Below are 8,103 nucleotides of genomic sequence, written 5' to 3' on the forward strand. Positions count from 1 at the left end.
AGGATCGCGGCGTGGTCGCGGCGGAGCGCCTCGATCCGCTCGTGGGTGCGGGTGCGTTCGGCCTCGAGCAGGGCGCGGAGGTCGCCCTCGGGGACCGCCTGGAACTCCCCGAAGGTGGCGAACTGCGGCGTGGCCCCGAGGGCCTCGCCGTAGAACTCGAACGCCTCGCGGGCGTTGCCGTCGAAGTTGAGGTAGGGGTGCAGTGCAGCGGGCATGGCGGACGTCCTCCTCGGCGTCGGCGCCGGCTAGTTGCCGGGCGCTCGGGGAGAGCGTAGGTCCGGGGTCCGACAGCCGCCAGGGGGCTCAGCGCTCGACGAGCACCCCGTCCTCGTCGGCGACGAGCCGGGTACCCGGCCGGAAGGTTACCCCGCCGAACTCCACGGGCACGTCGACCGACCCCTGGCCGGTCCTCGTGGACTTGCGGGGGTTGGAGCCGAGGGCCTTGATCCCGAGCGGAAGGGTGCGCAGCACCGCGACATCGCGCACGGCGCTGTTGATCACCACGCCGGACCAGCCGTTCTCCACGGCGAGGGCGGCGATCATGTCGCCCATGACGGCGCGGCGCAGGGAGCCCGCCCCGTCGATGACCAGGACCGCGACCTCCCCGGGCGTGGACAGCACAGACTTCAGCAGCGAATTGTCCTCGTAGCACTTCACGGTGCGGACGGGACCGTCGAAGGCGAGCTCGCCGCCGAGGTCGAGGAGGGGGTGCGAGGGACTGCAGCTCCTCGCCGAGCTCGTCGTAGAGGTCTGCGGTGCGGGCATGCTGGGCTCCTTCACCGTCCACCGCCAGCGGTGCCCGGGCACGCGGCCGGGCCGGCGCGGGTCCAACTCCCACTGGGCCGGCTCGGCCAGCGGATCCGCCCGGCTCAGTTCCGCGCGCAACAAGACATGCGCGCAGACGTACGCCGCGCGGTCCGCCTCGCGGCGGAACCCTGCCGCCCGCTCACGCTCTGCCGCCGACAAGATCCCCGCAGAGACGGACTGCACCGCACTCACGCGCACCCGGATTTTCACCGACCGACGCTCACCACCACATCGGCGCACTCCGCGGCGAGCTCCTGATCATGGGTGACGACCACGACCACCCGGCCGTCATCCGCCAGGCGCCGGGCGAGCTGTGCGATCGCGAGCATCCCGTCGTGGTCCAGCCCGGAGGTGGGTTCATCGAAGAACACCAGGTCGGCTTCTGCCGCCACCGCCGTCGCCACCGCCAGGCGCTGCCGTTGCCCACCGGAGAGCGACATGGGATGCCGCTCGCCCATGCCGTCGAGCCCGAGCCCCTCCAGCACCCCCTCGGTCTGCCGGTGCCCGGCACCGGTGACCAGCTCGCCCTCCACGGTGTCGGAGAACAGCTGCCGGTTCACGTCTTGCATGACCACGTGGCTGCAAGCCAGTAGCGCGCGCCGATCGAGCGGCTTGCCGTCCAGGCGGATGGTGCCGCGCTGCGGTTGGGCGAGCCCCGACAGCACCCGTACCATGGTGGACTTCCCCGCTCCATTGGGTCCGGTGACCACGGTGACGCGACCGCGGGGGACATGCAGGCGATCCAGCACGAGGGCAGGGGGAAGCCCGCGACGGTAGCGGTAGGACAGCCCCTCCACCTCGAGGCTGCCAGTGCCCTGTTCCGCGGCGCTCCGAGCGCCCGCCGGCGACGCTGATCCCGCCTCCTCCGCCAGTCGGCGCAGGCCTAGCTCACGCCGCCGCTCATCGTCGAGCGCGAAGAACTCCGCGGCCCGCACGTCCATCGCGATCCGCCCGCGATCGAGCACCACCACCCGGTCCACCAGCCGGCGCAGGAACGCCAGCCGATGCTCGGTGATGAGCACGGTGGAGCCCGCCTCCCGCAGGTGCCCCAGCAGCCTCCGCACCGCCTCGACCCCGGAATCGTCGAGATTCGAGGTCGGCTCGTCCAGCACATACAGCTGCGGATCATTGACCGCCGCGGCGGCGATCGCCACCTGCTGCTTCTGGCCGCCCGAGAGCTGCGAGACCGGCCGCCCCAGCAGGCGGGTCATCGACAACCTCTCGGTGACAGCAGCGATCTGCCGGCGGATGAGATCCGGTTCCAGCCCGGCGTTCTCCCCGGCGAAGGCCATCTCCGCCGTCGAATCGGCGCAGAAGAACTGGGTCCTAGGGTTCTGGAAGACCGTTGATACCACGCGCCCCATCTGATGCAGTTCCTCTTCGGCCGGGGTGAGGCCGTGCACCTCCACCTCGCCGCTGATCTCGGCCGCGTGCAGATGCGGCACCAGGCCGTTCACCAGGCCCGTGAGGGTGGATTTCCCGCACCCGCTGCGGCCGGTCACCAGCATCACCTCCCCGGCATGGAGGGTGAGGTCGATGTCGCGCAGTGCCTCATCCGTGCTGCCGGGGTAGCGCACCGTGACCCCGCTGAGCCGTACGGCCTCGCTCATCGCAGCCCCACCCCGAATCCGTAGGCGGCCACCGCCACCGTCACGAGCATCAGCGCCACATCGGCCACCCCGAAATGCAGCTGGACGATGGTGGTGCGCCGCCCCGGGGAGCCGAAACCGCGGCACAGCGCCGAGGCGGTCAGCTCGTCACCGGCCCGCACCGCCCCGGCCAGCATCGGAATGACCAGGTATTCCGCGGTGCGGATGGGGTGGCGCAGCACCGAGAGCGGACCGCCGAGCAGCCCGCGCATGCGCATGGCATCGATGATCGCCCGGCCCTCGGTCAGCACGGTGGGCACGAAGCGCAGCACCACCGCGATGGGTACCGCCAGGAACTGGGGGATGCGCATGCGGGTCATCGCCGCCATGAATTCGGTGGGCCTCACCCGGGTGATGAGGAACCAGCCGAATGCTCCAGCCAGGGAGTACCGCCACAGATACAGCACGGCGATCCCCAGCGCCCCCACCACCGGACCGCTGCCCAACCTGAGCAACCAGGCGGCGCCCAGCAACACCACTGCCAGAGCCACCAGTGCCAAGAGCTGACGCCACAGCCGGTAGGCGAGCAGCAGGAGCATCAGGACGGCGAGCGCCAGCAGGTCGATGCGGCGGGGGAGGGCGGCGAGGACGAGCGCGTCGAGGGTGACCACCGTGAAGACGAGGGACCGGACATCGAACACGTCAGGCCAGTCCGGCACGCTCGAAATGCTTGGACAGCGCACGCCGACCGATCCACCCACCGATCATGCCCACCACCACGGTGCCGATGATCAGCAAAATGATGACCGCAGGACTGAACAGTGCATTGAATGCATCGGCCCACTGATCCCCCATCTGCCGGCGATATTCCGAGAGCACCGAATCGCGCATGAACAGCAGCGGCAGGTAACCGCCGGACACCCACAGGTTGAACACGCCATAGGCCACCACGGTCGGGACCGTGGCGCGATATCCGCCGCGGGAGGCGATGACGTCTGCGGCGATTCCCGCCACGAGGGCGGTGACGATGCTGATGGGGTGGTGGCCGGCGATCGTCACCAGGATGCCCAGCAGCAGCGCCATCAGGGTGATCAGTCCCGCGTGGCGCACGCGGGTGAGGAAGAGCATGAAGGTGATGCCGTTCAGCAGGGCAGCGAGCGTGGCGCCCACCAGCTGCAGGATCGGCGCGACCGCCCCGAGCATATTGAATGCCATGTAAATGACGGTATAGACGGCGGTGAAAATGCCCAGGGCAATGAGCTCTTTGGGAGTGAATTTCAAGGTGTTTCCTTTGTGTGCAGGGGTGGGAATCGTTGGTCGTCAGGAATCGGCGGCGACGCGCCAGCCCTGGGCCTGTTCGCGTTGCCGCCAGAAATGGGCGTAGCGGCCGTCTCGTTCGAGCAGCTCGGCGTGGCTGCCCTGCTCGACGATGCGGCCGCCCTCGAGGAAGGCGATGGTGTCGGCGCGGGCGATGGTGTCCAGCTGATGGGCGATGACCAGCATGGCGGTCTGCTTCGGCAGGGCGTCGAGAGCGGACTGCACGGCGCGGGCGGTGGTCGGGTCCAAGGCGGCGGTCGCCTCATCGAGCAGCAGCACGGGGGCCTGCTTCACCAGGGCGCGGGCGATGGAGACGCGCTGCCGCTCGCCGCCGGAGAGCAGCTTGCCGCCCTCGCCCACCCGGCTCTGCCAGCCCTCGGGCAGTCGCGCGGCGATCTCGTCGACCCGCGCGAGCTCGGCGGCCCGCCGGATCGCGGCGGTATCGGCGTCCGGGTTCCCCAGCGTGATATTCGCTTCCAAGGTGTCGTCGAAGAGGTAGACGTCCTGGAAGACGAGGGAGAGGTGCTGCATCCGATCGGCCTCGGTGAGCTCGGGCAGGGGAATGCCGCCCATGCGGATCTCGCCGGCATCGACGTCGTGGAAACGCGCGACCAGGCGGGTGATGGTGGTTTTGCCCGATCCCGAGGCACCGACCAGGGCGGTCATTTCGCCGGGGCGGACGGTCAGGTCCAGGTCGTTCAGCAGCGGGCGCTCGCCGTAGCGGAAGTGGACACCGTCCAGCTCGATGGTTCCGTCACGGGGCGTGCCCCGGGAGGTCTCCGGCTCCGGCAGCGTCGGCAGCGTCAGGATGTCGCGCACCTCTCCGACCTCGGTTCCCGCCCGGTGCAGGGCGGTGCCCAGATCGGCGAGGATCCGCAGCGGCCCGGTGAACTGGGCGATCAGCCCGATCATGGCGACCATCAGCACCGGGTCGGCGCTTCCCCCCAGCGCCCACAGCACGGCGAGGCCCGCCAGGGCACCGAAGACGGCCTGCACCACGAATCCCTGCAGCACCTGGCCGAACACCTGGGACCACAGGGAGCGGCGGCCCGCCCGGCGCTGCGCCTCGATGGCCTCGGCCAAGGGGGTGTAGTCGGTGCCGCGCAGGCCACCGGCCCGCAGGGCCACCTGATTGCGGGCGAACTCGAGCAGCCGGTTATCGGTGTCGATCGCGATGTCGTGCAGGTGGTCCTCCGCGCGGGCGGTGGCGCGCCCCGCGAGCAGCGCCGCGAGATAGATGAGGGGAGCTGCCACGGTGAGCGCGGCCCCTAGACGCCAGTCGAAGGCGTAGGCCACCACCGTGATGGTCGCCGGGGTGACGATGTTGACGACGAAGGGGATGAGGATGTCCATCGCCGTCTGGGCGACGAACATGGTGCCGCGCACCGCGATGTGCGAGATGCGGGCGGTCTGCCGCGGCTCGAACCAGCCCAGCGGGAGCCGGACCACGTGCCGGCCCAGCCGATCGTGCATGGTCTCGATGACCTTCATCGAGGCGGCGAAGCCGATCCGGGTGGAGGTCACCACCAGGAAGGCATGGATGGCCGCGGCGGCGGCCAGCACCAGCAACCAGATCCCGGCTGCGCGCATATCACCGTGGAACAGCGAGGCGAGCACGGGGACCATGGCGGCAAGCGCCACGCCCTGGCTGATGCCATGGGCGATGGCGAAGGCGAGGAAGCGCCGCATGTCGCGGCGGGCGGCCGGGCCGCCGATGTCGATGAGCGCGCGAATCATGCGGCCACCCCCTGGTAATCGGCCCACAGCGCGGCATAGGCCCCACCACGGGCGACGAGCTCGGCATGGGTGCCGTACTCGAGCACCCGCCCCTCCTCGAAGACGGCGATGGCGTCCAGGTCGACGATGGTGGACAGCCGGTGCGCCACCACCACCACGGTCCGGCCGCGGGTGAGCCGCGCCAGGGCCTGCTGGATCTCCACTTCCGATTCGGGGTCGGTGGCGGAGGTCGCCTCATCGAGCACCAGCACCGGGGTGTCCATCAGAAGGGTGCGGGCGATCGCCACGCGCTGCGCCTCCCCGCCGGAGAGGCGGACGTCCTCGCCCACGACCGAGTCGTAGCCGCGGGGCAACTGCATGATCCGCTCGTGGATCCGGGCGGCCGTGGCGGCTTCGCGCACCTGCTCGTCGGTGGCGGAGGGGCTGCCCAGGCGCAGGTTGTCGGCAATGCTGATCGCGGGCAGCTGCACGTCCTGCAGCACGATGCCGACGGTGCGGCGCAGGGTCTCCGGGCTCATCTCGCGCACGTCGATGCCGCCGATGCGAATCGCGCCGGCCTCGACGTCGCGGAAGCGAGCTAGCAGCGTGGCGAGCGTCGACTTGCCCGAGCCGGATCGTCCCACCAGGGCGAGGGTGCCGCCCTCGGGAACCGTCAGGGAGACGTCATCGACCGCCTTGCGGCCCGGCACATAGGAGAAGTCGACGTGCTCGATCACCACGTCGTGGCCCCTCGGCGTGCCCGGCTCGGTAGGTTCGGAGAGCTGCGGCTCATCCAGCAGGGCGGTGATCCGGGCGGCGGCCTCGAGGGATTCCCCGCGCGCCTGGGTGGCGGCGGCGACGGTGTACAGGGTGCTGGGCAGCAGCAGGGCGACGATGGTGACCACCAGTACCTCGCCCGGGGCGGTCCATCCGGCGCCGGTGAACCAGGTGCCCAGGCCCAGGCAGATCAGCGCCACCGCCGGCCCGGCGAGGGCCAGCAGGGCGATCGACTGGATCTTCATCTGCGGGCCGACGAGGGCCGAGAACTCGGTGCGGAACTCGCGGGAGACGCGGGTGAAGCGGGCCGAGCCCTCCCCGCCGCGGCCGAACACCTTGAGCACCGCGACCCCGCCGACGTAATCGACGATGGCGGCGCTAACCCGCGAAAGGCCCGCGGCGATCCGCGCCATGATCTCCCGCATGTCCCCGCGAGCCAGCAGGGAGTAAATCGCGAAGTAGAGCACCATCGGCGCGAGGGCGGCGAGCCCCAGCCGCCAATCCACCCAGAAGCAGAACGCCACCCCGGCCAGCGGCGTGAACACCGCGGCGACGGCCTCCACCACACTGTGGGCGACTAGGTGGTGGAGGGAGTCCACATCGTTCTGTACGCATTGCCGCACCCGCGCGGAGCCGGCGTCATCGAACCAGCCCAGCGGCACCCGGCCGAGGGTGTCGGTCAGGTCGCGGCGCATCCGTGCCTGCAGCTCCACATCGGCGAAGTGTGTGAGCAGCAGCGCGAGGGAGCCCAGTAGGGTCTGCAAGCCGATGGCGCCGAGGAACCAGCCGACCTGCGCCCAGGCGGCCTGCGGATCAGGGGTTTGCGCCAGCAGCGCGCGGCTCAGCCGCAGGATCGCCAGGTAGGGGATGACCGAGACAACGGCGGCGCCGATCTGCAGCACGATGGCGATGATGACGGGGACGGCGACGGGCGCCAGCAACCGCAAAAGTGGCTGCGTGCCCGCACGGGGTTCATTCACGGTAGGTGCCTCCTGGGGTGGGAACCGGGGTGGGAATGTCAGCGAGGTAGTCGGCGAGCGCGTGGCAGCAGGCGAGTTGCTGGCGGATCTGCTCCAGCTGCGCCTCGGGGTCGGGGCGGTGCGCAGATCGTTGACCACGAGCGAGAGTGGCTTGGTCTTGTGGTCGATCAGATGCTCGGGGGTGGGCATGACGGCCCGCAAGGAAGGGTGCCGGTGCAGGTGCGGGACGGCGGCCTCGAGCACGGCCGGGTCCAGCCGCTTACCGCCGAACTCCACGTAGCCCAGGCAGTGCTGGCCTCCCAGGGGCTGATCGGGATCAGCGCCGATGGAATACGCGGATCGGATCGGGGTGGCGGTGAAGGTGCTGCTGGGCGGGGTGGCGGAGGGTGGAGTGCTGGGCACAGTGGCGGTGGAGGGCAACGCGATATCTTTCTAGTTAGGTAAGGCTAACCTAATATCGACTGCTCGCCGCAGGCTCTAGAGGCGAGTGAGAATCATACTCACACCGGGATGTGGGACACAGGGGCGCGCCCGGGTGCGCGCAGCAGAGAGGTGCCGGGGTGTGGGGCCTCGGGGGAGTGCGGAGTCAGTGCCGCTCGGCGGCCCGCTTCGCTCCCACCATCGCGCAGGCGGAACCGATGAGGGCGAGGAAGCCGAGCGCGATGCAGCCACCGACGCTCCACCGCGGGACGCCCTCCACGTCACGTTGGATGAGCGCGCCCACCGCTCCCACGACGAACGCGACCGCGCACAGCAAGGTCGGGATCCAGGCCGCCCGATGGCCGGCGCGCCAAGCGGCCTCATCCTCGAGCAACAGCGGCAGCCGGTAGCGCATGTCGATCACGCCCGTGCCCACTTCGATCCGCTCGGTGCGGGCGGCGATCGCGGAGAGCAGCGGCATGGGTGCGGCGGACTGC

At 70.3% G+C, this 8,103-nt stretch carries 5 protein-coding genes and 3 pseudogenes; all 8 read right to left on the reverse strand.

Going from position 1 to position 8,103, the window contains the following annotated elements; genetic code table 11:
* A pseudogene (locus CJ197_RS15700) lies at nt 1-215 on the reverse strand (hypothetical protein); the annotation flags it as partial.
* 88 nt (nt 216-303) lie between these two features.
* Nucleotides 304-787 (reverse strand): annotated as a pseudogene (rraA, locus tag CJ197_RS14545) (ribonuclease E activity regulator RraA).
* A gap of 226 nt (nt 788-1,013) precedes the next feature.
* Complete coding sequence (locus CJ197_RS14550) at nt 1,014-2,417, reverse strand: ABC transporter ATP-binding protein (protein WP_102237444.1); 1,404 nt, start codon at nt 2,415-2,417, stop codon at nt 1,014-1,016.
* On the reverse strand, nt 2,414-3,115 hold the full coding sequence (locus tag CJ197_RS14555; protein WP_158239525.1) for an energy-coupling factor transporter transmembrane component T: 702 nt from the start codon (nt 3,113-3,115) through the stop codon (nt 2,414-2,416). Before CJ197_RS14555 ends, CJ197_RS14550 begins: the two co-directional genes overlap by 4 nt.
* Complete coding sequence (locus CJ197_RS14560) at nt 3,099-3,677, reverse strand: MptD family putative ECF transporter S component (protein ID WP_158239526.1); 579 nt, start codon at nt 3,675-3,677, stop codon at nt 3,099-3,101. The genes CJ197_RS14555 and CJ197_RS14560 overlap by 17 nt, the downstream gene beginning before the upstream one ends.
* Nucleotides 3,678-3,716: 39 nt before the next feature.
* Nucleotides 3,717-5,450, reverse strand: coding sequence for an ABC transporter ATP-binding protein (locus CJ197_RS14565; RefSeq protein ID WP_102237447.1), 1,734 nt, complete (start codon nt 5,448-5,450; stop codon nt 3,717-3,719).
* Entirely contained in the window at nt 5,447-7,606 is a 2,160-nt protein-coding gene (locus CJ197_RS14570; RefSeq protein ID WP_102237448.1) for an ABC transporter ATP-binding protein, read from the reverse strand. The genes CJ197_RS14565 and CJ197_RS14570 overlap by 4 nt, the downstream gene beginning before the upstream one ends.
* A 373-nt stretch (nt 7,607-7,979) precedes the next feature.
* Nucleotides 7,980-8,103, reverse strand: a pseudogene (locus CJ197_RS14575) (alkane 1-monooxygenase); the annotation flags it as partial.

Origin of the sequence: Brachybacterium sp. UMB0905 (assembly GCF_002871795.1) — a bacterium.
Taxonomy (GTDB): Bacteria; Actinomycetota; Actinomycetes; order Actinomycetales; family Dermabacteraceae; genus Brachybacterium.